This is a genomic window from Pseudomonas sp. KD5 (assembly GCF_012932895.1).
GTDB lineage: Bacteria > Pseudomonadota > Gammaproteobacteria > Pseudomonadales > Pseudomonadaceae > Aquipseudomonas.
This window is the reverse complement of record NZ_JDWJ01000018.1, coordinates 36,229-58,519: the sequence shown is the minus strand read 5'-3', so window position 1 is coordinate 58,519 and position 22,291 is coordinate 36,229. Positions and strand designations below refer to the sequence as shown.

General features: G+C 59.6%; 25 protein-coding genes. 11 read left to right on the top strand and 14 right to left on the bottom strand.

Features of this window, described 5'->3' with window-relative positions:
- Positions 1-11 precede the first annotated feature (11 nt).
- Together cysD and cysN are read left to right on the top strand one after the other, a co-directional pair.
- The gene (cysD, locus tag AF70_RS28030) at positions 12-929 is read left to right on the top strand and encodes a sulfate adenylyltransferase subunit CysD (RefSeq protein WP_007941268.1); all 918 of its coding nucleotides are present in this window, start codon (positions 12-14) and stop codon (positions 927-929) included.
- 9 nt (positions 930-938) lie between these two features.
- Positions 939-2,837 (top strand): sulfate adenylyltransferase subunit CysN, encoded by a 1,899-nt coding sequence (gene cysN, locus AF70_RS28025; protein WP_028940296.1) that lies wholly within the window; start codon positions 939-941, stop codon positions 2,835-2,837.
- Between the two features lie 83 nt (positions 2,838-2,920).
- On the opposite strand, the gene AF70_RS28020 is transcribed toward cysN, so the two are convergent.
- The 3 genes from AF70_RS28020 to AF70_RS28010 are packed head-to-tail and all read right to left on the bottom strand — an operon-like array spanning position 2,921 to position 6,325.
- On the bottom strand, positions 2,921-3,826 hold the full coding sequence (locus AF70_RS28020; RefSeq protein ID WP_028940297.1) for an acyltransferase: 906 nt from the start codon (positions 3,824-3,826) through the stop codon (positions 2,921-2,923).
- Positions 3,827-5,926: a phosphate acetyltransferase gene (gene pta, locus AF70_RS28015; RefSeq protein WP_019581159.1), complete on the bottom strand. Its 2,100-nt coding sequence runs from the start codon at positions 5,924-5,926 to the stop codon at positions 3,827-3,829.
- Positions 5,927-5,986: 60 nt separating this feature from the next.
- Positions 5,987-6,325 carry a DUF3565 domain-containing protein gene (locus tag AF70_RS28010; protein ID WP_028940298.1) on the bottom strand — a complete coding sequence of 113 codons (339 nt, stop codon included), beginning with the start codon at positions 6,323-6,325 and terminating at the stop codon, positions 5,987-5,989.
- Here AF70_RS28010 and AF70_RS28005 point away from each other — a divergent pair.
- The 3 genes from AF70_RS28005 to AF70_RS27995 all read left to right on the top strand — a co-directional run bounded on the left by AF70_RS28005 (position 6,294) and on the right by AF70_RS27995 (position 8,679).
- Positions 6,294-6,779, top strand: a complete 486-nt coding sequence (locus tag AF70_RS28005) for a peptidylprolyl isomerase (protein WP_007942189.1) — start codon at positions 6,294-6,296, stop codon at positions 6,777-6,779. The two genes, AF70_RS28010 and AF70_RS28005, sit on opposite strands and share 32 nt — an antisense overlap.
- Positions 6,780-6,903: 124 nt before the next feature.
- Entirely contained in the window at positions 6,904-7,386 is a 483-nt protein-coding gene (locus AF70_RS28000; protein WP_018927186.1) for a glutathione peroxidase, read from the top strand.
- Between the two features lie 189 nt (positions 7,387-7,575).
- Positions 7,576-8,679: an NADH:flavin oxidoreductase gene (locus tag AF70_RS27995; protein ID WP_028940299.1), complete on the top strand. Its 1,104-nt coding sequence runs from the start codon at positions 7,576-7,578 to the stop codon at positions 8,677-8,679.
- A 70-nt stretch (positions 8,680-8,749) separates the two neighbouring features.
- Here AF70_RS27995 and AF70_RS27990 read toward each other — a convergent pair whose 3' ends face one another.
- Both AF70_RS27990 and cysZ read right to left on the bottom strand, forming a co-directional pair.
- Complete coding sequence (locus AF70_RS27990) at positions 8,750-9,949, bottom strand: glycosyltransferase family 1 protein (protein WP_028940300.1); 1,200 nt, start codon at positions 9,947-9,949, stop codon at positions 8,750-8,752.
- 40 nt (positions 9,950-9,989) lie between these two features.
- Positions 9,990-10,745: a sulfate transporter CysZ gene (gene cysZ / locus AF70_RS27985; protein WP_028940301.1), complete on the bottom strand. Its 756-nt coding sequence runs from the start codon at positions 10,743-10,745 to the stop codon at positions 9,990-9,992.
- Positions 10,746-11,059: 314 nt separating this feature from the next.
- Between cysZ and trxB the strand changes: the two genes are divergently transcribed.
- Complete coding sequence (trxB, locus tag AF70_RS27980) at positions 11,060-12,022, top strand: thioredoxin-disulfide reductase (RefSeq protein WP_028940302.1); 963 nt, start codon at positions 11,060-11,062, stop codon at positions 12,020-12,022.
- Positions 12,023-12,082: 60 nt separating this feature from the next.
- On the opposite strand, the gene AF70_RS27975 is transcribed toward trxB, so the two are convergent.
- From AF70_RS27975 to AF70_RS27945, 7 genes are all read right to left on the bottom strand, one after another.
- The gene (locus tag AF70_RS27975; protein ID WP_028940303.1) at positions 12,083-13,333 is read right to left on the bottom strand and encodes an aspartate aminotransferase family protein; all 1,251 of its coding nucleotides are present in this window, start codon (positions 13,331-13,333) and stop codon (positions 12,083-12,085) included.
- A gap of 171 nt (positions 13,334-13,504) precedes the next feature.
- Positions 13,505-13,843, bottom strand: coding sequence for a HopJ type III effector protein (locus tag AF70_RS27970; protein ID WP_018927180.1), 339 nt, complete (start codon positions 13,841-13,843; stop codon positions 13,505-13,507).
- Positions 13,836-14,132 carry a DUF1244 domain-containing protein gene (locus tag AF70_RS27965; protein ID WP_018927179.1) on the bottom strand — a complete coding sequence of 99 codons (297 nt, stop codon included), beginning with the start codon at positions 14,130-14,132 and terminating at the stop codon, positions 13,836-13,838. The genes AF70_RS27970 and AF70_RS27965 overlap by 8 nt, the downstream gene beginning before the upstream one ends.
- A 68-nt stretch (positions 14,133-14,200) precedes the next feature.
- Positions 14,201-14,572 carry a dihydroneopterin triphosphate 2'-epimerase gene (folX, locus tag AF70_RS27960; RefSeq protein ID WP_007942179.1) on the bottom strand — a complete coding sequence of 124 codons (372 nt, stop codon included), beginning with the start codon at positions 14,570-14,572 and terminating at the stop codon, positions 14,201-14,203.
- A gap of 2 nt (positions 14,573-14,574) precedes the next feature.
- The gene (gene folE, locus AF70_RS27955) at positions 14,575-15,150 is read right to left on the bottom strand and encodes a GTP cyclohydrolase I FolE (RefSeq protein WP_019581153.1); all 576 of its coding nucleotides are present in this window, start codon (positions 15,148-15,150) and stop codon (positions 14,575-14,577) included.
- 23 nt (positions 15,151-15,173) lie between these two features.
- Positions 15,174-15,884 carry a dihydromonapterin reductase gene (folM, locus tag AF70_RS27950; protein WP_028940304.1) on the bottom strand — a complete coding sequence of 237 codons (711 nt, stop codon included), beginning with the start codon at positions 15,882-15,884 and terminating at the stop codon, positions 15,174-15,176.
- Positions 15,885-15,956: 72 nt separating this feature from the next.
- Complete coding sequence (locus tag AF70_RS27945) at positions 15,957-16,526, bottom strand: antibiotic biosynthesis monooxygenase (RefSeq protein ID WP_019581151.1); 570 nt, start codon at positions 16,524-16,526, stop codon at positions 15,957-15,959.
- A gap of 210 nt (positions 16,527-16,736) precedes the next feature.
- On the opposite strand from AF70_RS27945, the gene AF70_RS27940 reads away from it, so the two are divergent.
- Complete coding sequence (locus AF70_RS27940) at positions 16,737-17,696, top strand: MerR family transcriptional regulator (RefSeq protein ID WP_028940305.1); 960 nt, start codon at positions 16,737-16,739, stop codon at positions 17,694-17,696.
- 3 nt (positions 17,697-17,699) lie between these two features.
- On the opposite strand, the gene AF70_RS27935 is transcribed toward AF70_RS27940, so the two are convergent.
- Entirely contained in the window at positions 17,700-18,305 is a 606-nt protein-coding gene (locus AF70_RS27935) for a hypothetical protein (protein ID WP_018927173.1), read from the bottom strand.
- A gap of 54 nt (positions 18,306-18,359) precedes the next feature.
- Entirely contained in the window at positions 18,360-18,836 is a 477-nt protein-coding gene (locus AF70_RS27930; protein ID WP_019581149.1) for a PAS domain-containing protein, read from the bottom strand.
- A 103-nt stretch (positions 18,837-18,939) separates the two neighbouring features.
- Here AF70_RS27930 and AF70_RS27925 point away from each other — a divergent pair, with 103 nt between their 5' ends.
- The 4 genes from AF70_RS27925 (at position 18,940) to AF70_RS27910 (ending at position 22,275) form a co-directional block, all read left to right on the top strand.
- Positions 18,940-19,395: a flavodoxin gene (locus tag AF70_RS27925; protein ID WP_019581148.1), complete on the top strand. Its 456-nt coding sequence runs from the start codon at positions 18,940-18,942 to the stop codon at positions 19,393-19,395.
- Positions 19,396-19,567: 172 nt separating this feature from the next.
- A complete protein-coding gene (locus AF70_RS27920; protein WP_028940306.1) occupies positions 19,568-20,350 on the top strand; it encodes a class II aldolase/adducin family protein in 783 nt (260 codons plus the stop codon).
- A complete protein-coding gene (locus AF70_RS27915; RefSeq protein ID WP_019581147.1) occupies positions 20,351-21,253 on the top strand; it encodes an alpha/beta fold hydrolase in 903 nt (300 codons plus the stop codon).
- A gap of 110 nt (positions 21,254-21,363) precedes the next feature.
- Positions 21,364-22,275, top strand: a complete 912-nt coding sequence (locus AF70_RS27910) for an SDR family oxidoreductase (RefSeq protein WP_028940307.1) — start codon at positions 21,364-21,366, stop codon at positions 22,273-22,275.
- Positions 22,276-22,291: the final 16 nt, after the last annotated feature.

The following is a 22,291-nucleotide window of genomic DNA, read 5'->3' as shown; positions in this document are numbered from 1 at the left end:
CGTGAGTAGCCATGGTCGACAAACTGACGCATCTGAAACAGCTGGAGGCCGAAAGCATCCACATCATCCGCGAGGTCGCCGCCGAGTTCGATAACCCGGTGATGCTGTACTCCGTCGGTAAAGACTCCGCCGTGATGCTGCACCTTGCGCGCAAGGCATTCTTCCCGGGCAAACTTCCGTTTCCGGTGATGCACGTCGACACCCAGTGGAAGTTCAAGGAAATGTACGCGTTCCGCGACCGCATGGTCGAAGAGCTCGGCCTGGACCTGCTGGTACATGTCAACCCCGAGGGTGTTGCGCAGGGTATCAACCCGCTGACCCACGGCAGTGCCAAGCACACCGACATCATGAAGACCGAAGGCCTCAAACAGGCCCTCGACAAGTACGGCTTCGACGCTGCATTCGGTGGCGCCCGTCGTGACGAAGAGAAGTCCCGTGCCAAAGAGCGCGTGTATTCCTTCCGTGACAGCAAGCACCGCTGGGACCCGAAAAACCAGCGCCCGGAGCTGTGGAACGTCTACAACGGCAAGGTCAACAAGGGCGAATCGATCCGCGTATTCCCGTTGTCGAACTGGACCGAACTGGACATCTGGCAGTACATCTACTTGGAAGGCATCCCGATCGTGCCGCTGTACTTCGCTGCCGAGCGTGATGTCATCGAGATGAACGGCACCTGGATCATGATCGACGACGAACGCCTGCTCAATCACCTGAGCGACGAAGACAAGGCGCGCATCGTCAAGAAGAAGGTCCGTTTCCGTACACTGGGCGACTACCCGTTGACCGGTGCTGTCGAGTCCGAGGCCACCAGCCTGACCGACATCATTCAGGAAATGCTCCTGACGCGAACTTCCGAACGCCAGGGCCGAGTCATCGATCACGATGGCGCCGGTTCCATGGAAGAAAAGAAACGTCAGGGTTATTTCTAAGGGGTTGTCATGTCGCACGCATCTGATTTGATCAGCGAGGACATCCTCGCCTACCTGGGCCAGCATGAACGCAAGGAAATGCTGCGCTTTCTGACTTGTGGCAACGTCGACGACGGCAAGAGCACCCTGATCGGGCGCCTGCTGCACGACTCCAAAATGATCTACGAAGATCATCTGGAAGCCATTACCCGCGACTCGAAAAAAGTCGGCACTACCGGCGAAGACATCGACCTGGCGTTGCTGGTCGACGGCTTGCAGGCCGAGCGTGAGCAGGGCATCACCATCGATGTCGCCTACCGCTATTTCTCTACCGCCAAGCGCAAATTCATCATCGCCGATACCCCCGGCCATGAGCAGTACACCCGCAACATGGCCACCGGTGCATCCACCTGTGACCTGGCGATCATCCTGGTCGACGCCCGTTACGGCGTGCAGACCCAGACCCGTCGCCACAGCTTTATCGCCTCGTTGCTGGGCATCAAGCACATCGTGGTCGCCATCAACAAGATGGACCTCAACGGCTTCGACGAAAGCGTATTTGAGTCGATCAAGGCCGATTACCTGAAGTTCGCCGAAGGCATCGCGTTCAAGCCGAGCACCATGGCGTTCGTGCCAATGTCCGCGCTCAAGGGCGACAACGTGGTGAACAAGTCCGAGCGCTCGCCGTGGTACACCGGCCAGTCGCTGATGGAAATCCTCGAAACCGTCGAAATCGCCAGCGACCGCAACTACACCGACCTGCGTTTCCCGGTGCAGTACGTCAACCGTCCGAACCTGAACTTCCGTGGTTTCGCCGGCACCCTGGCCAGCGGCATCGTGCACAAGGGTGACGAAGTCGTTGTGTTGCCATCGGGCAAGAGCAGCCGCGTGAAATCCATTGTCACCTTCGAAGGTGAGCTGGAGCATGCTGGTCCTGGTCAAGCGGTGACGCTGACCATGGAAGACGAGATCGACATCTCCCGCGGCGACCTGCTGGTGCACGCCGATAACCAGCCGCAAGTGACCGACGCCTTCGACGCCATGCTGGTGTGGATGGCCGAAGAACCGATGCTGCCGGGCAAGAAATACGACATCAAGCGCGCCACGACTTACGTGCCGGGCTCGATCACCAGCATCGTCAATCGCGTGGACGTGAACACCTTGGCCGAAGGGCCTGCCAGCTCGTTGCAGCTGAACGAGATCGGTCGGGTCAAGATCAGCCTCGACGCGGCCATTGCGCTGGACGGTTACGACAGCAACCGCACCACCGGTTCGTTCATCGTCATCGACCGTTTGACCAACGGCACGGTCGCGGCCGGCATGATCATCGCTCAGCCGCTGGCGCATGGCAGCAGCTCCCACCACGGTAAACTGGCCCATGTAGCCACCGAAGAACGCGCCCAGCGCTTCGGTCAGCAACCGGCTACCGTGTTGTTCAGCGGCCTGTCGGGCGCGGGCAAAAGCACCCTGGCGTATGCGGTTGAACGCAAGCTGTTCGACATGGGTCGCGCGGTGTTCGTACTCGATGGCCAGAACCTGCGTCATGACCTGAACAAAGGTCTGCCACAGGATCGCGCCGGGCGTACCGAGAATTGGCGTCGCGCGGCGCACGTTGCGCGTCAGTTCAACGAAGCCGGCCTGCTGACACTGGCGGCGTTCGTTGCCCCGAGTGCCGAAGGTCGTGAGCAGGCCAAGGACCTGATTGGCAAGGAGCGTCTGCTGACGGTCTACGTTCAGGCCTCGCCGACGGTCTGTGCCGAGCGTGATCCGCAAGGTCTGTACGCGGCGGGTGGCGACAACATCCCGGGCGAATCCTTCCCGTACGACGTGCCGCTGAATGCCGATCTGGTGATCGACACCCAGTCGCTGTCGCTGGAAGAAAGCGTCAAGCAAGTGCTGGATCTGCTGCGCAAGCGTGGCGCGATCTAAGCATTAGCTGAAAACAAAAAGCCCGCAGATGAGCGATCGTCTGCGGGCTTTTTTGTGTCCGGGAGGACACCTTCGCGAGCACCTCAAGAATTCACTGGATACTCACGGTGCATCTGCCCCAGCAGCGCATCCTTGTCCTGCCACAATTGATTGATCCAGCCCTGAAACTCCAGGCGATACACCCCGTCCTGGTCATAGTTCTTGCCGACGAACTGCGGCGGAATCTTCAGCTCCTGAAAGTGCACCACCACGTCTTTCACATTACCGCAGAGCAAATCCCAGTAACCCGGACGCCCCGCCGGGTAGTGGATGGTCACGTTGACGATGGCTTCCAGCTGGTCGCCCATGGCATCCAGCACGAATGCAATGCCGCCCGCTTTCGGCTTGAGCAGGTAGCGGAACGGTGAACTCTGCTGGGCGTGCTTACCCTTGGTAAAGCGCGTGCCTTCGACGAAGTTGAAAATCCCCACCGGGTTATTGCGGAACTTGTCGCAGGTCTTGCGGGTGGTTTCCAGGTCTTTGCCTTTCTTCTGCGGATGCTTTTCCAGATAGGCCTTGGAGTAACGCTTCATGAACGGAAAACCCAACGCCCACCACGCCAGGCCAATCACCGGTACCCAGATCAGTTCCTGTTTGAGGAAGAACTTCAGCGGGCGGATGCGACGGTTGAGCACGTACTGCAACACCATGATGTCGACCCAGCTCTGGTGGTTGCTGGTGATCAGATAGGAGTGCCGATAGTCGAGGTCTTGCAAACCGCTGAGGTGCCAGCGTGTGCGGCAAACCAGATTCATCCAGCCCTTGTTGTTACTGATCCACGCTTCGTGGGTATGACTCATCAGCCAGCGCGCGAAACGTTGGGTGAGGGCGAACGGCAGCACTTTGAACAGCGCCACACAGAACAGAAACGAGCAGAGCAGAATCGTATTCAGCGCCAACAGCAGCGAGGCGATCACGCCGCGCACGGGTGCAGGTAGAAAATCCAGCATTTAAACATCCATAGGTCGGTTGGCAGCTTGAATCGCGGTCAACGCGATGGTGTACACGATGTCGTCGACTTGCGCGCCACGCGGCAGGTCGTTCACCGGTTTGCGCAGGCCTTGCAGCATCGGTCCGAGGCTGACGCAGTCGGCGCTGCGTTGCACGGCTTTGTGGGTGGTATTGCCGGTGTTCAGGTCGGGGAACACGAACACCGTGGCGCGACCGGCCACCTGACTGTTCGGCGCCAGTTGCCGGGCCACGGTTTCGTTGGCGGCGGCGTCGTACTGCAACGGGCCGTCGATCAGCAGTGAGTGTTGCTGTTCGTGGGCGAGCAACGTGGCCTCGCGAACCTTCTCGACTTCTTCGCCGCTGGCCGATTCACCGCTGGAGTAGCTGATCATCGCCACTCGCGGAGTGATGCCGAACGCCGCTGCCGAATCGGCGCTTTGCAAGGCGATCTCGGCCAGTTCGCTGGCGCTCGGGTGCGGGTTCATCACGCAGTCGCCGTAGACCAACACTTCTTCGGGGAACAGCATGAAGAACACCGACGACACCAGGGTGCAACCCGGCGCGGTCTTGATCAGTTGCAGGGCCGGGCGGATGGTGTTGGCGGTGGAGTGAATGACCCCGGACACCAGCCCGTCGACTTCATCCAGCGCCAGCATCATGGTGCCGATCACCACGGTGTCTTCCAGTTGCTGCTCGGCCATCGGCGCGTTGAGGCTTTTGGTCTTGCGCAGCGCAACCATCGGCTCGACGTAACGCTCGCGGATCAGGTCCGGGTCGAGGATTTCCAGCCCCGGTGGCAACTCGATGCCTTGGGCGCGGGCGACCGCCTCGACGTCTGCCGGCTTGGCCAGCAACACGCAACGGGCGATGCCCCGTGCCTGGCAGATCGCGGCGGCCTGGACGGTCAACGGCTCGCTGCCCTCGGGCAACACGATGCGCTTGTTGGCGGCCTGGGCACGCTGGATCAGTTGATAGCGGAACACTGCAGGCGACAGGCGCATTTCCCGTGGTGTGCCGCAGCGCTGGTGCAGCCAGTTGGCGTCGAGGTGGCTGGCGACGAAATCGGTGATGATCTCTGCGCGCTCGCGGTCGTCGATCGGGATTTCCTTGTTCAAACCGTTCAACTGGTTGGCGGTGTCGTAGGAACCGGTGCTCACCGACAACACCGGCAGGCCGGCCTGCAAGGCGCCACGGCACAGCTCCATGATGCGCGGGTCGGGCAGGGTGTCGCTGGTCAGCAGCAGGCCGGCCAGAGGTACACCGTTCATCGCCGCCAGGCTGACCGCGAGGATGATGTCGTCGCGATCGCCGGGGGTCACCACCAGCACGCCGGGCTTGAGCAGCTCCACGGTGTTGCGCACGGTGCGGGCGCAAATGATGATTTTGGTCATGCGCCGGGTTTCGTAGTCACCGGCATTGAGCACCTGAGCGCCCATCAGCTCGGCCACGTCACGGGTGCGCGGCGCGTTCAGCTCCGGTTGAAACGGGATGCAGCCGAGCAGACGGAAGTCGCCACTGCGCAGCAACGGCGAGTGCTCTCTCAGGCGCGAGGCGAAGACGTCCATGCTTTCGTCGGTCTTGACCTTGTTGAGGATCACGCCCAGCACTTTCGGGTCTTTCGGCCCGCCGAACAATTGCGCCTGCAATTCCACCCGGCCGGACAATTCGGTCAGCACTTCGTTTTCCGGCGCCGAAACCAGAATCACGTCGGCGTCGAGGCTCTTGGCCAAGTGCAAGTTGACCCGCGCGGCGTAGCTGGCGCTGCGGGTCGGGACCATGCCTTCGACGATCAGCACGTCCTTGCCGACAGCGGCTTGCTGATAAAGGGTGATGATTTCTTCGAGCAATTCGTCCAGCTGACCGTCGCCGAGCATCCGCTCGACATGGGCCAGGCCCAATGGTTGAGGCGGTTTCAAGCCGTGGGTGCGGGCCACCAGTTCGGTGGAGCGTTCAGGGCCGGTGTCGCCCGGGTGCGGTTGGGCAATCGGTTTGAAAAAGCCGACTTTGAGGCCGGCCCGCTCGAGGGTACGCACCAGCCCGAGGCTGATGGAGGTCAGACCCACACCAAAATCGGTGGGCGCGATAAAAAAAGTTTGCATGCGGATTCTCTAAGGGTGCATGGCAATGGTGAACGCCTATGGCTGGCGTTCTACCGATATTCAGTGGTCAAGGTTATCGCTAACCGAGCCTTGTGCGCACCAACCGCAATCAAAGGGCTGGCCTATTTTTTCATTGCGCAGCACAGGGTCCACCACCCAGGCCCGGGATTGCCACGGCGGCTGGTGCCGCAGGTGTTGGGTATGGCCGCAGGACAGCTCGGCCACCCAGTGCCCGTCCTCGTCCTGATGGAAACCTGTAATGGTCGAGGCTTTCATCGCACCCCGTTTGTCCGGGTTGTGTTCGCTTTCGGGCGATTGCTTCGCTAAACTTGGACATTCATCATTCTTATGCAAAAGGTCTCGCCCCATGCTGATCGCCGCCAATAAGGCTGTCTCCATCGACTATACCCTGACCAACGACGCTGGTGAGGTCATCGACAGCTCCGCCGGCGGCGCGCCGCTGGTCTATCTGCAAGGCGCAGGTAACATCATTCCGGGCCTGGAAAAGGCGCTGGAAGGCAAAGCAGTTGGTGACGAACTGACTGTTGCCGTAGAACCTGAAGATGCCTACGGCGAATACGCTGCCGAACTGGTCAGCACCCTGAGCCGCAGCATGTTCGAAGGCGTCGACGAACTGGAAGTGGGCATGCAGTTCCACGCTTCCGCTCCGGACGGCCAGATGCAGATCGTCACTATTCGCGATCTGGACGGCGACGATGTCACCGTCGACGGCAACCACCCGCTGGCCGGTCAGCGCCTGAATTTCCAGGTCAAGATCGTTGCCATCCGTGATGCCAGCCAGGAAGAAATCGCTCATGGTCACGTCCATGGCGAAGGTGGCCATCACCACTGATTTTCTGCGCTAAGCTTTCGAGAACTGGAGAGGCGCCCGAGGGCGCCTTTTTAGTCCGCGGCTGTCCTTGGCGACATGACCAAGTGGCTGTTTCGAGAAGAACACGGGAAATCTGGAGTCCGTCATGAGTGCTTTTCACGACCTTACATTGAAAACTTTGGATGGCCAGGAGTTACCTCTGGCGCCCTTCAAAGGGCACGTCGTGCTGGTGGTCAACGTCGCCTCCAAATGTGGCTTGACCCCACAGTACGCTGCTCTGGAAAACCTCTACCAGCAATACAAGGGCAAGGGTTTCAGCGTGCTGGGCTTGCCGTGCAACCAGTTTGCCGGGCAGGAACCGGGTACCGAGCAGGAGATCCAGGCGTTCTGCAGCCTCAACTATGGCGTGACCTTTCCGTTGTCCAGCAAGCTGGAAGTCAACGGTCACGAACGTCATCAGCTGTACCGCCTGCTGGCGGGCGAGGGCGCGGAGTTTCCGGGCGACATCACCTGGAACTTCGAAAAATTCCTGTTGGGCAAGGACGGTCGCGTATTGGCGCGGTTCTCGCCACGTACGGCGCCGGATGATCCTTCTGTTATCCAGGCGATTGAAAAAGCTCTGAGTTAAAAGCGCAGATCAAGATCAAAAGATCGCAGCCTTCGGCAGCTACAGGTGTTCACATTCCTCTGTAGAAGCTGCCGAAGGCTGCGATCTTTTCGTTTCTAATCCTTAATCACTAAAATCAATAGTGCTGTTCAAGGCAGGGCGCTCTCCATATTATCGTCGTCATAAAGTCTATGTTCCGTGGAGCGTCCAATGCCTGTCAAAGCCCTGTTCAAGCCTTTTCACCTCGGCGCTCTCGAACTGCCGACCCGCGTCGTCATGGCACCGATGACCCGCTCGTTTTCGCCGGGCGGCGTGCCCAACTCCAAAGTGATCGAATACTACCGCCGCCGCGCCGCCGCCGGAGTTGGCCTGATCATCACCGAAGGCACCACCGTCGGTCACAAGGCCTCCAACGGTTATCCGAACGTGCCGCACTTCTACGGTGAAGCCGCAATGGCCGGCTGGAAAAAAGTCGTCGATGCAGTGCATGCCGAGGGCGGCAAGATCGTTCCGCAACTGTGGCATGTGGGCAGCGTGCGCCGTATCGGCACCGAGCCGGATGCCAGCGTGCCGGGTTACGGTCCGTCGGAAAAACTGAAAGACGGACAGGTCGTGGTTCACGGCATGACCCAGCAGGATATTCAGGAGGTGATCGCTGCGTTCGCCCAAGCCGCCAAAGACGCCCAGAGCATCGGCATGGACGGCGTGGAAATCCACGGTGCCCATGGTTATCTGGTGGACCAGTTCTTCTGGGAAGGCAGCAACCAGCGCACCGACGAATACGGTGGCAGCCTGGCCAACCGTTCGCGCTTCGCCATCGAACTGATTCAGGCGGTGCGCGCAGCAGTCGGCGAGGGATTCCCGATCATCTTCCGTTTCTCCCAGTGGAAGCAGCAGGACTACACTGCGCGACTGGTGCAGACGCCAGAGGCGTTGGGCGAATTTCTCAAGCCGTTGTCCGATGCCGGCGTGGATATTTTCCATTGCTCGACACGCCGTTTCTGGGAGCCGGAGTTCGACGGTTCCGAACTGAACCTGGCCGGCTGGACCCGCAAGCTCACCGGCAAGCCGACCATCACCGTTGGCAGCGTCGGCCTGGATGGCGAGTTCCTGCAATTCATGGTCAACACCGACAAGATCGCACAGCCCGCCAGCCTGGAAAAACTGCTGGAGCGTTTGAATAACGATGAGTTCGACCTGGTGGCGGTGGGTCGTGCGTTGTTGGTGGACCCGGACTGGGCGCAGAAAGTGCGTGACGGTCGTGAGCAGGACATCCTGCCGTTCAGCCGTGATGCGTTGATGACGCTGGTGTAAACGGCGACTGAAAAGGCCTTTTCGCGGGCAAGCCTCGCTCCTACAGGGGCGAGGCTTGCCCGCGAAGCTTTTAAGGCAACAACGCTGCATCGGATAGAACTTGTTCCTGCGCACAAGCCCCCCGCAACTGCCCCTCGAACTGCTCGATAATCGCCGCCCAGCCCTGACGGCTTGCATGCTGGCGGGCATTGAGCCGCACGCAGCGCAAGGTTTCGCGCTCCTCCAGCAGCCAGCGTGCCGCATCGCAGAACGCCTGCTCATCCCCGGGCATGGCCAATACGCCGTTGTAGCCATGGCGAATATGCTGAGCCGCCGCAGCCTGATCGTACGCCACCACCCCCAGCCCTGAGGCCAATGCCTCAAGCACCACATTGCCGAAGGTCTCGGTCAGGCTCGGAAACAGAAACACATCCCCCGAGGCATAGTGACTGGCCAGGGCTTCGCCGCGTTGTGAGCCGCAAAAAATCGCCTCGGGCAATTCCTTTTCCAGCGTCGATCGTTGCGGACCGTCACCGACCACAATCAATTTCATGTTGCGCTGTGGATAAGTGGTTTTCAGCGCGTCGAAACTGCGCTTGAGCAGGCCAAGATTCTTCTCCTGGGCCAGGCGTCCTACGTGGATGAAGGCGATGTCATCCTCGGCCAGTCCCCATTGCTCACGCAGTGATTTCAGTCGTCTGGCCGGATGGAACAACTGGCTGTCGACGCCTCGAGAGAGCAGCGCCAGGCGCTCGAAACTGCGCCGCTCCAGTTCCAGTCGCTGGCTGGCGCTGGGCACCAGGGTCAGGGTCGAGCGATTGTGAAACCAGCGCAGGTAGTGGGTCAGCAAACGCGTCAGCAACCCGAGCCCATACTGGCTGGAATACTGTTGAAAATTGGTATGAAAGCCGCTGACCACCGAAATCCCCAAACGCCGTGCCGCGCGTAACGCCGACAACCCCAGCGGTCCTTCGGTGGCGATGTACAGCACGTCCGGGCGATGGCGCTTCCAGCGCCGCAGCAACTTGTGCATCGACGACTGCCCCCATTGCAGGCCGGGATAACCCGGTAGCGGCCAGCCCCGACACAGTAGCAACTCATCATTGCTGCCCATCAGCGGGTCGCCGCCCTGACGTGGCCGCACCAACTCGACCTGATGCCCGCGCGCGCGCAAACCGTCGAACAAGCGGCCAAGGGTATTGGCCACGCCGTTGATTTCCGGGGGGAAGGTTTCGGTGATCAGAGTGATATGCAGAGCTGTCGTCATGACCTCAGTGTCGGCTGAGGCCATGTCGTCATTGTGACGGTGGGATGATGGATATGTGACGCGATTAACGGCGCTCTGCCACCAGATTCTCCGCGCCACGCTCACGCACCCAGAACAGCGTCGCCCCGGCCACCGCAGCCGGCATCATCAAAATGTTGACCACCGGAATCAGCAGCACCAGGTACACAATCCCGCCAAAACTCATGCTCTGCCAGCGCTTCTGCCGCAGCCAGGCGAGCATCTCGTTCCAGCCCAATTTGTGGTTGTCGGCCGGGTAGTCGATGTACTGGATCGCCATCATCCATACTCCAAACAGCAGCCACAGCGGCGCGGCGATGATGTTCACCACGGGGATGAAGGAGAGGATGAACAGCCCGATGGCCCTTGGCAGGAAATAGCCTAGCTTGCGCATTTCCCGGGACAGGGTGCGGGGGATCATGGCAATCAGTTCACTCCAGCTGAAGGTCGGGAAATCGTCGGTGCCGCGCACCACCACTTCGACTTTCTCCGCGAGGAAGCCGTTGAACGGTGCGGCGATGACGTTGGCGAGCATCGTGAAGGTGAAGAACACCATCAACACCACCAACACCACGAATATCGGCCAGAGGATATAGCTGAGGAAGCTCAGCCAATCGGGCAGGGACGGCATCAGAGTATCAACCCATAGGCTGAACTGATGACCGGCCAGATAGATCAATCCGACGAACAGCACCAGGTTGATCGCCAGCGGCAGCAACACGAACAGACGCAGACTTGGGCTCAGGACCAGATTGAGGCCTTCGCGCAGGTATTGCGGGCCGGACAGAACGGGGGCGGGCATAACGTGCTCCGAACAAGAGGGAAACGCGCCGACCTTACCGGCTTTGCCTGAGGTGCGAAAGCGCGGTAGCGGCATCGACATTAACTGTAACAAAGGCGTCTATACATTCACTGCAACGGAATAGAGACCGCCTATGAGCTGGATTGTTAAACCGTATTTCCTTAATCTTCGCCCCCTCGATACGCTGCACCCATTCTTTTACAGGACTGTCGAGCCCAAGCCTTCCCCAAGTGCTTTCAGCGGTCCTTTTTTATTCCCGCCGGCAATCCGGCGTTCCGCGCCCAGTGTTTCGGGCCGGTCAACAGGAGCAGGTCATGTCTGAAGTTCGTCATTCGCGAGTGATTATTCTCGGTTCCGGCCCTGCCGGTTACAGCGCCGCTGTCTATGCGGCCCGTGCCAACCTCAAGCCACTGCTGATCACCGGCATGCAAGCCGGCGGTCAACTGACCACCACCACCGAAGTCGACAACTGGCCGGGCGACGTCCACGGCCTGACCGGCCCGGCGCTGATGGAACGGATGAAAGAGCACGCCGAGCGCTTTGAAACCGAGATCGTGTTTGATCACATCAATGCCGTGGACTTCGCTGCCAAGCCGTACACCCTGATTGGCGACAGCGCGACTTACACCTGCGACGCCCTGATCATCGCTACCGGTGCCAGCGCTCGTTACCTGGGCCTGCCGTCGGAAGAAGCGTTCATGGGCAAAGGCGTTTCGGCCTGCGCGACCTGTGACGGTTTCTTCTATCGCAACAAGCCAGTGGCTGTGGTCGGTGGCGGTAATACCGCTGTCGAAGAAGCACTGTATCTGGCCAACATCGCCAGCACCGTGACCCTGATTCACCGTCGCGAAACGTTCCGCGCCGAGAAAATCCTGATCGACAAGCTCAATGCCCGGGTTGCCGAAGGCAAGATCATCCTGAAGCTGAACGCGACCCTGGACGAAGTGTTGGGCGACAACATGGGCGTGACCGGTGCTCGCCTGAAGAACAACGATGGCAGCTTCGACGAAATCAAAGTCGACGGCGTGTTCATCGCCATCGGCCACACCCCGAACACGTCGTTGTTCGAAGGTCAGCTGACGTTGAAAGACGGCTACCTGGTTGTACAGGGCGGCCGTGACGGCAACGCCACTGCCACCAGCGTCGAAGGTATCTTTGCTGCCGGTGACGTGGCCGACCACGTTTACCGTCAAGCCATCACCTCGGCCGGCGCCGGCTGCATGGCGGCACTGGACACTGAGCGTTACCTCGACGGCCTGCAGAACGTTTCGTTCTGATTCCGTAGAAAACAAAAAAACCGGCCTTGGCCGGTTTTTTTGTGGGCAGACGATTCTGCCTCAGGACAATTTCGCCAGGCAGGCCTCAAGAATATCCAGCCCTTCCTCCAGCACTTTGGCCTCCGTAGTCAAAGGCGCCAGTAGCCGAACAATGTGGCGCGACTTGCCGCTGGGCATCAGCAGCAAGCCCGAGTCTCGCGCCAAGGCCAGCAACTGTGTCAGTTGCGCCGAAGCCGGTGTGCCGTCGGCATTGATCAGTTCGATGCCGCGCATCGCACCCACGCCGGTCAAACGACCCAGGTATGGTGACAGTCCGCGTGCCCGCCAGGCTTCGTAGCGGCTGACAATCGCTTCTTCCTGCTGCGAGCCCCAAGCGTGCAGATGTGCATCACTCATTTCGTCCAGGGTCGCCAACGCGGCGGCGCAGGCGATGGGATTGCCTGAGTAGGTGCCGCCCAATCCGCCCTTGGGCAAGTTGTCGACTAGCGATTTGCGCCCGACAACCGCACCCAGCGGCACGCCGCCGGCAATGCTTTTGCCCAGCAGGATCAGGTCCGGCTCAATGCCCAGTCGCGAGAACGCAAACCGCTGGCCGGTGCGGCCGAAGCCGGACTGGATTTCATCGGCGATCAGCAAAATGCCTTTGTCATCACAGAAACGCCGCAGTGCCTGGGCGAATTCCACATCCATCGCCAGAAACCCGCCTTCGCCTTGCACCGGTTCGACGATAAAACAGGCCACGTCATTCACGTCGATCTCGACGCTGAACAGCCGATCCATCGCCTTCAGTGCCTCGGCGCAGGTCACGTCATTGTCTTTGCTAGGGAAGGGCAGGTGGTACACCGGACCCGGCAGCACGCCGACTTTCTGCTTGTAAGGCGCGACCTTGCCGTTGAGGTTGAGAGTGGCCAGCGTGCGGCCGTGGAAGGCGCCGTCAAAGGCAATGATCGCGGTGCGGCCGGTGGCGCCACGGACGATCTTCAGGGCGTTTTCCGCCGCTTCCGCGCCGCTGTTGGTAAGCATGCCACTGACCGGGTAATCCACCGGAATAAACGCAGCCAGGCGATCCATCAGTTCGATGTAAGGCACATGGGGAGCCGCATTGAACGCGTAGTGGGTCAGGCGGGTGGCTTGTTCACGAATGGCCTCGACGATGCGCGGATGGCAATGGCCGAGGTTCAGTACGCCGATTCCCCCGACAAAGTCGATGTAGCGCTTGCCATCGGTGCCCCAGACTTCGGCATTTTTGCCGTGGCTGAGACTGATGGGGTGAACAATGGAAATCGACTGACTGATGGTTTCGCTGCGCATGGATGGCTGACTCTGAAGAAGGGATACTTCTTTTTATCTAAGCCGCGAGCAGAGGTGCCCGGCAAACGAAATAAAGTTGCCGGGTCAATCTTAAAAGTCGGGATGTGCCCTGATGCCGATCGATGGCGACGCATAATCTGTGGCGAGGGAGCAAGCTCCCTCGCCACAGGTTTAGCGACGAGTCAGTGGCTGCTGAGCGAACTTCACGCCCGCCAAGCCATGGGCAATCAACGCCCGGATATTGCCGTGGTCGCTGCCTTCGGGCGTGGCCACCACCGAACGATAATGTTCGCCAAACGCCAACAGCGCTTCTTCATCGCTCAGACCTTCCAGCAGCGCCAGGCCCAGGGTCTTGCACGAGCCTTCGTTCTGCCCAGCTGCGTTTTCCACGCCACCGTTGTTGAAAGCCTGGGGCTGGTAGTCATAACCGGCGGCAATGAACGCCAGGGTATCGGCGAAAACGTGTTCGCCACTCTTGAGGCTGGCGCGCAGGGTGTTCAAATCACTCATTGGGTTTTCCTTTGGCGAACGCCGCTTGTTGGTCGGCGCTGGCTTCTTTCTGGTATTGGGCTTTCCACTCGGCGTACGGCATGCCGTAAACCACTTCGCGGGCTTCATCGAGGCTGACGTCGATCTGGCGTTCGTCAGCGGCGGCCTTGTACCACTTGGACAGGCAGTTGCGGCAGAAACCCGAGAGGTTCATCAGGTCGATGTTCTGCACGTCCTTGCGGCTGTCCAGGTGGGCAACCAGCCGGCGAAAGGCGGCGGCTTCAAGTTCCAGGCGTTGTTGATCGTTCATGATGGGCTCTGTGCAATCAAATCGTGGCGCGGATGATAAAAGCCTGGCGAGCGATGCGCCAGACGCGGTCAGCGGCTTGCGGCCAGGGTAATCGACACCGACTCGGCGAAGCGCAAGGCGTGGGGCTTGTCGACTTCGACTTCGGCATACAGCACCGACTCGTTGGCCATGATCAGGTCCAGCAGCTCCTGGGTCAGGCGCTCGAGCAGGGCAAAGCGATTGCCTTCCACGTGGGCAATGATCGCCTTGGTGATGGTGCGGTAGTTCAGCGCGTGATCGATGTCGTTGTCACGCACGGCGTCCTGGGCGGCATACAGGATGGTCAGGTTGATCAGCACATCCTGCTTGTTGAGGATCTCGTCCTCGTTGATCCCGATGAAAGTTCGCAAACACAGGTCCTTGACCCGGATGCGTGCCATTCCTGGTTGAAGTTGTGGCATTGCTACTTGCTCCGTCCAATCAATTGCAGGAACTCCTGGCGGGTGTTGCTCGACTCGCGGAAGGCGCCGAGCATCACCGAGGTGTTCATGGTCGAATTCTGTTTCTCGACGCCGCGCATCATCATGCACATGTGCTGGGCTTCGATGACCACCGCGACACCGGCGGCATCGGTCACTTGCTGCACGGCCTCGGCGATTTGCCGGGTGAGGTTCTCCTGGATTTGCAGGCGGCGGGCGAACATATCCACAAGCCGTGCAATCTTCGACAGGCCGAGCACCTTGCCCGTTGGAATATAAGCCACATGCGCCTTGCCGATGAAGGGCAACATGTGATGTTCACACAGCGAGTACAACTCGATGTTGTCGACAATGATCATTTCATCGTTGTCGGAGGCGAACAGTGCGCCGTTGACGATCTCTTCGACACTCTGTTCGTAACCATGACACAGGTATTGCATCGCCTTGGCGGCGCGCAACGGGGTGTCTTGCAGCCCTTCGCGGTCGGGGTTTTCACCGAGGCCGATGAGGATCTCGCGATAGCTCTGGGACAGGGTGTTGTGGGGCAGGGATAACGTCATGGGGACATCCTCGCGGGGGCGGCTTATTTGACGTGCCGTCCGCCATTGACGGTCAGGGTCGTGCCGGTGACATAAGGGTTGTCGAGCAAATAGCGCAGGCTCTGGTAGATCACTTCGCTGCCGGGCTCGATGCCCAGTGCGGATTTGGCCAGGACCCTGGCGCGGTACGCCGCGTCGTCGTCGGGATTGAACAGTAGCAGGGCTGGCGCGATACCGTTGACCTTGATGTCTGGCGCGTACTTGGCGGCAAAGGACAGGGTCAGGCTGTCGAGCCCGGCTTTGCTGGCGCAGTAGCCGATGTGCTTGCTGCTGCCCTTGCGGGTCACGTCATCGCTGATGTGCACGATGTCGGCGGGGCTTGAGCGTCTGAGTAAATCGGCACAGTGCAGGTTGATCAGGTAGGGCGCCAGCATGTGCACGCTGAACATGCGGGTGAAGGCTTCGACTTCGGCGCCCGGGGTTTCGGCCAGCCATTCGGAGGCGTTGTGGACTATCGCCCGCAGGCTGTCGGTGTGGTTCTTCAGTTCACCGATGAACGCGAGAATCCCGGCCTCGCTGGAAAAGTCCGCGAACACCGCGGTCGCTCCCAGATCGCGCAGGGTCTTTACGCCGGGGCGTTCGCTGCGGTAACTGAAAATGACCGGATGGCCGTCTTCGAGCAAACGCTGCGCGCAGTGCAAGCCGACACGCTGGCCGGCACCGGTGATGAGGATGGGGGCTGCGGAAGAGGTCATGAACGGCTCGCGTCGCGGTTAGAGCAAAACTATACCAGCGACGGGAGTCGTGCACCTACGCTCCTGCAAGCGTTACTGATTTTGGGTAGTAGGCGTTGCGGGCAACGGTTGTTGCGGTGCGGTGTTCAGCCAGCCGGCCAACAGATGGGTCGACAATGGAATGAAGAAATAGACCATCAGCGGCGTCAGGCACAGGGTGCTGACGAACACCCGGGCCAGTAATCCTGTTTCGGCCAATAGCGGTCCCAGTACAAAGTTGAACAGCAGGGACACTGGAAAGAACGCCAGCCAGATCGCCACGGCCTGCTTCCAGCGTGGCGGGCGTTGCCCTGCTGCACCGAACCAGCCATCGATGCCACTGACCCGATGCTCCGAAGGATGGGCGAACAGATTGCTGCCGCGTCCCAGCCAAGCGGTACGCGAGGCGGAATGCTCCCAGGCGTGCAGCGTCTGCTCGTCGGCGAAGCGGAAAATAATCTGGAATTCGTCATCCTCGGGCGGCGGAGCGAGCACGCCAGAACCGAGATAGCCGGGGAAGTCGGTGGCCAGTTGTTCGCCTTCGCGCAACCAGGCCATCAGATCCTGATAACGCCCATCGGCGACGCGACGCGCAACCATCAGCGTGACGGGGGAAGTAGACATTGTGTATCTCCGTAGGGCAAACGCGTCGCTCCGGATAAGAGCTTCGCCAGACACAGCGCCGGGGTAGTGGGCTGCGTCTTGGGACAAGCAAGGATTATTCCTGATTGTGTCTTGGACGTCAGTGCTAATTAAATCAACGGCGTGTTGAATACTGCCGGGGCAGGAGAGTTAGAATGGGATCCAATATTTTGCATGGACGTAAATCCAAAGATGCCTGTGCTGACCGACGTTACGCCTGGCTTGTCCTCTGGTATCTCCCTGATTCGAGAAGAGCTGTTCCCGATTCGTGAGGTCGCGCGCATGACAGGGGTCAACCCGGTTACGCTTCGAGCCTGGGAGCGACGCTACGGGCTGATACAGCCCACCCGCACCGAAAGCGGGCACCGTTTGTATTCAATGATCGATATCGAGCGCGTTCGCAGCATCCTTGGCTGGATCGAGCGTGGTGTCGCGGTCAGCAAGGTTGGCAAGATACTGGCCAAGACCGAACCGCTCCAGGTGCTGGAGCGGATCATTCCCGACGAGCTCGTTCAAGCCGACTACGGCCAATGGCAGCAGCAGGTCAAGGCGGCGGTGAGTGTTTTTGACGAAGTTCAGCTGGAACACATCTACGGTCAGATTTTTTCCAGTTATCCGCTGACGGTTGTGTTCCAGGACATCCTGATTCCGATCTGGAAGCAATTGCTGCAACGCCATGATGCGTTCGGTCAGACCAGCGAGTGGCTTTTTCTGGATGGCTTTCTGCGTTCTCGAGTATTGCAACGCTTGCTGCTGGTGCGTGTCATGCAGCCGCGACGAGTGATTGTCTGCGCCTTGGCCGACCACTGTCGTGAACTCGAAGTGTTGGTCACGGCGCTCTATCTGAGCAGCATCGATTCGGCTATTCAGTTGTTGGCGATCGGGCAGCCCTTCGACGAGTTGATCCTGGTCTGTGAGAAGATCAAGCCCAGGGCGCTGGTGTTGATTTCCAATCACGCGCCGACTGCCGAACTGCCTCGACGTTTGAACCGTCTGGCCATGGGGCTGGAATGTCAGCTGTTTCTGGCCGGGGATGCGTCCGACCTGGCGCAAGAGAGTCTGGCCGGGTCGTCGGTCGGTTGCCTTGGAAACGAGGGGGGGGTGATGCGCCAGCGTCTGAAACAGTTCCTGGCGGGAAACCTGGATACCTGAGATTCAAATATGCAAAGCAGGATGGGTCAGGCGATGTTGCTGAAGGATGTACTGACGCAGACGCTCGGTTTCGTCCTTGTCACTCTGGCTCAACTCGTAGGCGTAGAAACCTTGCTCGGTCTCACGCTCCAGGGTGCCGCGCAACGCAATCCGTTCATAGCCTGACGGGCTGAACCACAGCGCGAAGTGCTTTGGCGCCTTGGTCTTGTTGCGAACTTCCAGCAAAACCCCTTTGAACGATATTTCGTGCACCCACATCGTGCCGGGTTGCCCCTTGGCATTTTCCAGCGCCACTGGCTCTTCGAGCGCCAGGCGCCATGGCCGAATCATTGGCCCGTCTTCATAAATGCTGGGGACACCGAGGCGTAGATGCATTGCGTGAAACTCATCTTCCACCAGGTGCAGCGGGAAGGTCATTTGCTGATTTTCGAAAGTGGCCTGGATGGTGACTTGCTCATGGGCGGCCAGGCGTGTGAGCAAATCACGGATCTGCGAGCCGCCGTTGACCAGCAAACTCGACGTCGCATCCCGCACATTGAGTTGCGGGTTGTGTTGCATGGTCTGGATAAAGTCCAGCTCATCCTGGGTCAGGAGTGCGTCGCGCTGCATGATTTGCTCGAAAGAAATAATTACAAAGTCATCGGTGATTGTAGTAAATGACCACTAATTCTCAGATTGGTTTGATCCGTTCGTCGACTTGAGATCAGCAAGTTCTGCCTGTACCTCGGCCAATTGCGCTTCCAGCTGTGCAACTCGCTGCTGTGCCTTGACCTGAACCGTGACGTCTTTCTGCACCCCGACAAAATAGGTTTGTCCGTCGTGCGGGTTTTTTACCGTGGAAAGCGACAGTTCGTTCCAGAACGGGGTGCCGTCCTTGCGGTAATTCCTGAGAATTTCCCGGCAGGAACCGCCATTGCCCAATGCCTGGCGAATCAATGCGAGGGCGGGCTGATCCCGGTCTCCTGCCTGCAAAAAACGGCAATCCTGGTAGAGGATTTCTTCGCTGGTATAGCCCGTCAGGCGTTCGAACGCCGGGTTTACGTAAATCAGGATGTTGTCCTGTTCGCCTTCCTTTTCGGCAATCACGATGCCGTCGTTGGACGCCTCGATCACCATTTGCAGCAGTGAGGCATTGATCATCGCAGAGTCCTTTGCGTATTGATGGGTACGCTGCATTCTAAAAGATCAATGAGGGCTGTGCTGTTAATATCTTGGCCTTTTACTCAGCTTCAGGATCAGATTGATGAAAGTCGCCATTCTTTCCGGCTCGGTGTACGGCACGGCTGAAGAAGTCGCCCGCCACGCCGCAAGTCTATTGAACGCCGCCGGTTTTGAAACCTGGCACAACCCGCGCGCGACACTTGCCGATGTCCAGGCCTTTGGCCCGGAAGCATTTCTGGCGGTGACTTCGACCACCGGCATGGGTGAGTTGCCGGACAACCTGCAACCGTTGTATTCGACGATTCGCGATCAATTGCCCGCCGCCTGGCGTGGCTTGCCGGGTGCCGTTATCGGGTTGGGCGACTCGAGTTACGGCGATACGTTCTGCGGTGGCGGTGAGCAAATGCGTGAATTGTTCGGCGAACTGGGCGTGCGTGAAGTGCTGCCGATGTTGCGTCTGGACGCCAGTGAAACCGTAACGCCGGAAACCGACGCCGAGCCTTGGCTGGCGGATCTGGTCAGCGCTCTGCGGGGCTGACCGGCTTTTATTGGCGGCAGTGTTCTGACATGGATCCAGGCTCCCCCGCGCACTGACTCGCTCGGCCACCAAGCTGGCTGCCAATGCAACTAGCCGATCTCCGGGGGCTGACTAGACTGCTGTAACGTCAGTGAACATTAAGAACCCAGAACAATAAAAAGAGATCCTTGCCGTGAGCGTAACCCCCATCCAGTCGCCACACAGTCTCCAGGATAAAGTCAGTGCCGCCGAATGGCAGACCCGCGTTGACCTGGCGGCCTGTTATCGCCTGGTCGCCCTCCACGGCTGGGACGATCTGATCTTCACGCACATTTCAGCCAAGGTGCCAGGCACTGAAGACTTCCTGATCAACCCGTTCGGGATGATGTTCCATGAAATCACCGCGTCGAGCCTGGTCAAGGTCGATCAGGCCGGCAACAAATTGATGGACAGCCCCTACGAGATCAACCCGGCGGGTTACACCATCCACAGCGCGGTGCATGAAGTCCGGCATGACGTCGTGTGTGTACTGCATACCCACACGGCGGCGGGCGTGGCGGTATCGGCGCAGAAACAGGGCATTTTGCCGATCAGTCAGCAGTCATTGTTCGTCCTGTCCAGCTTGGCTTATCACGCCTATGAAGGCGTGGCACTGAACCATGAGGAGAAGGCGCGGCTGCAAGCCGACCTGGGTGAAAACAATTTTCTGATGCTGCACAACCACGGTCTGCTGACCTGTGGCGGCACCATCGCCGACACGTTCCTGATGATGTTTACCTTTCAGCGCGCCTGCGAGATTCAGGTGCTGGCGCAGAACGGTAGCGCGGAGCTGATCGCCATCGAACCGCAGATTCTGGCGGGCGCCAAGGCGATGATCGCCGGCGTCACCAAAAGTGCTCAAGGGATGGGTGGCGCGCTGGCCTGGCCGGCGCTGCTGCGCAAACTCGATAAACAAGACCCGGGTTATAAACTCTAAATGGCACTCGCCGAAATTCCTCTGTGTGTCTGGCGTAAACGCGGCCAGACGTTCGTCTTCCGCGGTCAGACCATCCGCTATTGGGCAGCGGGGCAGGGCGAACCGCTGTTGCTGATCCATGGCTTCCCGACCGCCAGTTGGGACTGGCATTACCTGTGGCAGCCGCTGGCGCAGCGCTATCGGGTAATTGCCTGCGACATGCTTGGCTTCGGCGATTCGGCCAAACCGGTGAACCACAACTACAGCCTGCTGGAGCAGGCCGATCTGCAACAAGCGTTATTGGCGCACTTGAACGTCGAGCAACCCGTTCACGTGTTGGCACACGATTATGGCGACAGCGTGGCCCAGGAACTCTTGGCCCGGCATTACGAAGCGCGCGCTCATATCGCCAGTTGCGTGTTCCTCAATGGCGGGTTGTTTCCCGAAACCCATCGCCCGGTGTTGATGCAAAAACTCCTGCTAAGCCCCTTGGGCTGGATGATCGGGCTAGCTTTTACCCGTGACGCTCTGGTGAAGAATTTCAAGCAGATTTTCGGTCCGCAGACCCGGCCCACCGAAAGTGAGCTGGATGATTTCTGGAGCCTGGTCGATAGCAATCACGGGCAGCGGATCATGCATAAATTGATCGGTTATATCCCGCAGCGGCGGGTCCAGCGTGAGCGTTGGGTCAGCGCCATGCAGCGTGGCGAGGTGCCGCTGCGCGTTATCGATGGTGAGGTTGATCCGGTTTCCGGTGCGCACATGGTGGCGCGCTATCGGCAACTGATTCCCGCCCCGGACACTGTCCTGCTGTCCGAGATCGGCCATTACCCACAGATCGAAGCGCCGGCACAGGTGCTCAAGCACTATCTGGAATTTCGCGATCAGTTGATTTCACCGCCGCTCAAGTTGGCGTGTTCCTGACTATCCCGCTGCCTTATCGCGCACCATTCAGCCGCCCCCGTGTTCATTGTGACCGGCAGCCCCGTGCCTGACACTCGCTCCCATTGTCCCCTGGCCTGCTGGAGTTCCCCATGAATGAGTCTGTGCGCTTCGAAGATAAAGTCGTGATCGTCACCGGTGCGGGCGGCGGCTTGGGGCGAGCGCATGCATTGCTGTTCGCCAAACAGGGCGCCAAAGTGCTGGTCAATGATCTCGGCGGCTCGGCTCAGGGTGAAGGCGCCAATGCGTCGGCGGCCGATCGGGTGGTGGCGGAAATTCGTGAGGCGGGCGGTATTGCCGAGGCAAACCATGACTCCGTCACCGACGGTGACAAAATCGTCCAGCACGCCCTCGATACGTTCGGTCGTATCGATGTCGTGGTGAACAACGCCGGCATCCTGCGGGACAAGACCTTTCACAAAATGGACGACAGCGATTGGGACCTGGTTTACCGCGTTCACGTCGAAGGCGCCTACAAGGTCACTCGCGCCGCCTGGCCACACATGCGTGAGCAAAACTATGGCCGCGTGATCTTCACCGCGTCGACCTCGGGCATCTATGGCAACTTCGGCCAGTCCAACTACGGCATGGCCAAGCTCGGCCTCTACGGCCTGACCCGCACACTGGCCATCGAGGGCCGCAAGAACAACATCCTGGTCAACGCCATCGCCCCCACGGGTGGCACCCGCATGACCGAAGGCCTGATCCCGCCGCAAGTATTCGAGCAACTCAAACCGGAACTGGTCAGCCCGTTGGTGGTGTACCTGGCCAGCGAGCATTGCCAGGAAACGTCGGGTCTGTTCGAGGTCGGTGGTGGCTGGATGGGCAAGGTGCGCTGGGAGCGCAGCCTGGGTGCCGGGTTCGATCCGCGGGTCGGCTTCTCGCCGGAGGATGTGGCGGCGCATTGGCAGCAGATCTGCGATTTCGAAGGCGCGGCGCATCCGAAGGACAACATTGAGGCGCTGAAGGAAATGATGGAGAACTTGCAGAAGCATTCCCTCTGAGCTGATTTGCGCGACA

Bases quoted from the DNA above. Each gene is read 5' to 3' on its own strand.
- pta (WP_019581159.1), bottom strand. From the start codon at position 5,926: ATGCAAACTTTTTTTATCGCGCCCACCGATTTTGGTGTGGGTCTGACC.
- AF70_RS27995 (WP_028940299.1), top strand. From the start codon at position 7,576: ATGCCTGTCAAAGCCCTGTTCAAGCCTTTTCACCTCGGCGCTCTCGAA.
- AF70_RS27930 (WP_019581149.1), bottom strand. From the start codon at position 18,836: ATGATCAATGCCTCACTGCTGCAAATGGTGATCGAGGCGTCCAACGAC.
- folE (WP_019581153.1), bottom strand. From the start codon at position 15,150: ATGACGTTATCCCTGCCCCACAACACCCTGTCCCAGAGCTATCGCGAG.
- AF70_RS28005 (WP_007942189.1), top strand. From the start codon at position 6,294: ATGCTGATCGCCGCCAATAAGGCTGTCTCCATCGACTATACCCTGACC.
- AF70_RS28020 (WP_028940297.1), bottom strand. From the start codon at position 3,826: ATGCTGGATTTTCTACCTGCACCCGTGCGCGGCGTGATCGCCTCGCTG.
- cysD (WP_007941268.1), top strand. From the start codon at position 12: ATGGTCGACAAACTGACGCATCTGAAACAGCTGGAGGCCGAAAGCATC.
- AF70_RS27970 (WP_018927180.1), bottom strand. From the start codon at position 13,843: ATGAGTGATTTGAACACCCTGCGCGCCAGCCTCAAGAGTGGCGAACAC.
- folX (WP_007942179.1), bottom strand. From the start codon at position 14,572: ATGCCACAACTTCAACCAGGAATGGCACGCATCCGGGTCAAGGACCTG.
- AF70_RS27990 (WP_028940300.1), bottom strand. From the start codon at position 9,949: ATGGCCTCAGCCGACACTGAGGTCATGACGACAGCTCTGCATATCACT.
- AF70_RS27910 (WP_028940307.1), top strand. From the start codon at position 21,364: ATGAATGAGTCTGTGCGCTTCGAAGATAAAGTCGTGATCGTCACCGGT.
- trxB (WP_028940302.1), top strand. From the start codon at position 11,060: ATGTCTGAAGTTCGTCATTCGCGAGTGATTATTCTCGGTTCCGGCCCT.
- cysZ (WP_028940301.1), bottom strand. From the start codon at position 10,745: ATGCCCGCCCCCGTTCTGTCCGGCCCGCAATACCTGCGCGAAGGCCTC.
- AF70_RS27940 (WP_028940305.1), top strand. From the start codon at position 16,737: ATGCCTGTGCTGACCGACGTTACGCCTGGCTTGTCCTCTGGTATCTCC.
- cysN (WP_028940296.1), top strand. From the start codon at position 939: ATGTCGCACGCATCTGATTTGATCAGCGAGGACATCCTCGCCTACCTG.
- AF70_RS27915 (WP_019581147.1), top strand. From the start codon at position 20,351: ATGGCACTCGCCGAAATTCCTCTGTGTGTCTGGCGTAAACGCGGCCAG.
- AF70_RS27945 (WP_019581151.1), bottom strand. From the start codon at position 16,526: ATGTCTACTTCCCCCGTCACGCTGATGGTTGCGCGTCGCGTCGCCGAT.
- AF70_RS27935 (WP_018927173.1), bottom strand. From the start codon at position 18,305: ATGCAGCGCGACGCACTCCTGACCCAGGATGAGCTGGACTTTATCCAG.
- AF70_RS28010 (WP_028940298.1), bottom strand. From the start codon at position 6,325: ATGGAGACAGCCTTATTGGCGGCGATCAGCATGGGGCGAGACCTTTTG.
- AF70_RS27925 (WP_019581148.1), top strand. From the start codon at position 18,940: ATGAAAGTCGCCATTCTTTCCGGCTCGGTGTACGGCACGGCTGAAGAA.
- folM (WP_028940304.1), bottom strand. From the start codon at position 15,884: ATGACCTCTTCCGCAGCCCCCATCCTCATCACCGGTGCCGGCCAGCGT.
- AF70_RS28000 (WP_018927186.1), top strand. From the start codon at position 6,904: ATGAGTGCTTTTCACGACCTTACATTGAAAACTTTGGATGGCCAGGAG.
- AF70_RS27975 (WP_028940303.1), bottom strand. From the start codon at position 13,333: ATGCGCAGCGAAACCATCAGTCAGTCGATTTCCATTGTTCACCCCATC.
- AF70_RS27965 (WP_018927179.1), bottom strand. From the start codon at position 14,132: ATGAACGATCAACAACGCCTGGAACTTGAAGCCGCCGCCTTTCGCCGG.